Genomic DNA, 1,280 nt, shown 5'->3' on the forward strand with positions numbered 1-1,280 from the left:
GTACCTGAACCGTCAAAGAATCCGTTACCTTCGAGACCACCGCGGTCGTCCCGCCTATCCACTGCTATCCATGTTCAAAGCCGTCCTGCTCGGACAATGGCACAGCCTCTACGATCCCGAACTCGAACACAGCCTCATCACCCGCATCGACTTCAACCTGTTTTGCCGTTTCGACGAGTTGAGCATCCCCGATTACAGCACCTTATGCCGCTACCGCAACTGGCTGGCGCAAGACAACACCCTGTCCGAACTGCTGGAACTGATTAACCGCCAACTGACTGAAAAAGGCCTAAAAGTAGAGAAAGCATCCGCCGCCGTCGTTGACGCCACCATTATTCAGACCGCCGGCAGCAAACAGCGCCAGGCCATAGAAGTTGATGAAGAAGGACAAGTCAGCAGCCAAACCACACCGAGTAAAGACAGCGATGCCCGTTGGATAAAGAAAAACGGCCTCTACAAACTCGGTTACAAACAACATACCCGTACCGATGCGGAAGGCTATATCGAGAAACTGCACATCACTCCCGCCAATGCCCATGAGTGCAAACACCTGTCGCCTTTGTTGGAAGGACTGCCCAAAGGTACGACCGTCTATGCCGACAAAGGCTATGACAGTGAGGAAAACCGGCAACATCTGAAAGAGCATCGGCTGCAGGACGGCATTATGCGCAAAGCACACCGTAATCGTCCGCTGTCGGAAGCGCAAACCAAACGTAACCGATATTTGTCGAAGACCCGTTATGTGGTCGAACAAAGCTTCGGTACACTGCACCGTAAGTTCCGCTATGCCCGGGCAGCCTATTTCGGGCTGATTAAAGTGAGTGCGCAAAGCCATCTGAAGGCGATGTGTCTAAACCTGTTGAAGGCGGCTAACAGGCTAAGTGTGTCTGTTGCCGCCTAAAAGGCGGCCCGGATGCCTGATTATCGGGTGTCCGGGGAGGATTAAGGGGGTATTTGGGTAGAGTTAGGGAGTGATTGGTGGCGGAAACAGCCGAAAACCTGTGTTGGGGTTTCGACTGTTGTGGGAAGGGCTTTTTTGCCAAGGTCTCAGGCGGCATCATCACGTCTGGCCAAAGCGCAGAAGACGAAGGCAAAAACCGCTTTCAGACGGCCACCCTCACCCATAGCGACATTCAAAACTACAGCCGATACGAAGGCGAAAGTTTTGGATTGGGTGCCAACGTTGCCGTAAGCGGCAAAACACTGGGGCAGAGCGCACAAAATAAGCCTCAAGACAAACACCTGACAAGCGTAGCCGATAAAAACGGCGCAAGTTCATC

The 1,280-nt window shown here is 53.0% G+C and carries 1 protein-coding gene and 1 pseudogene; both read left to right on the top strand.

All coding sequences use genetic code 11. The features are described from left to right. Positions 1-901: IS5 family transposase (locus tag ACTHUR_RS11305; RefSeq protein WP_440398634.1), on the top strand; the 901-nt coding region annotated here is incomplete at its 5' end. 146 nt (positions 902-1,047) lie between these two features. Then, positions 1,048-1,280 (top strand): annotated as a pseudogene (locus ACTHUR_RS11310) (hemagglutinin repeat-containing protein); the annotation flags it as partial.

Source organism: Neisseria sp. P0021.S007 (assembly GCF_051956855.1).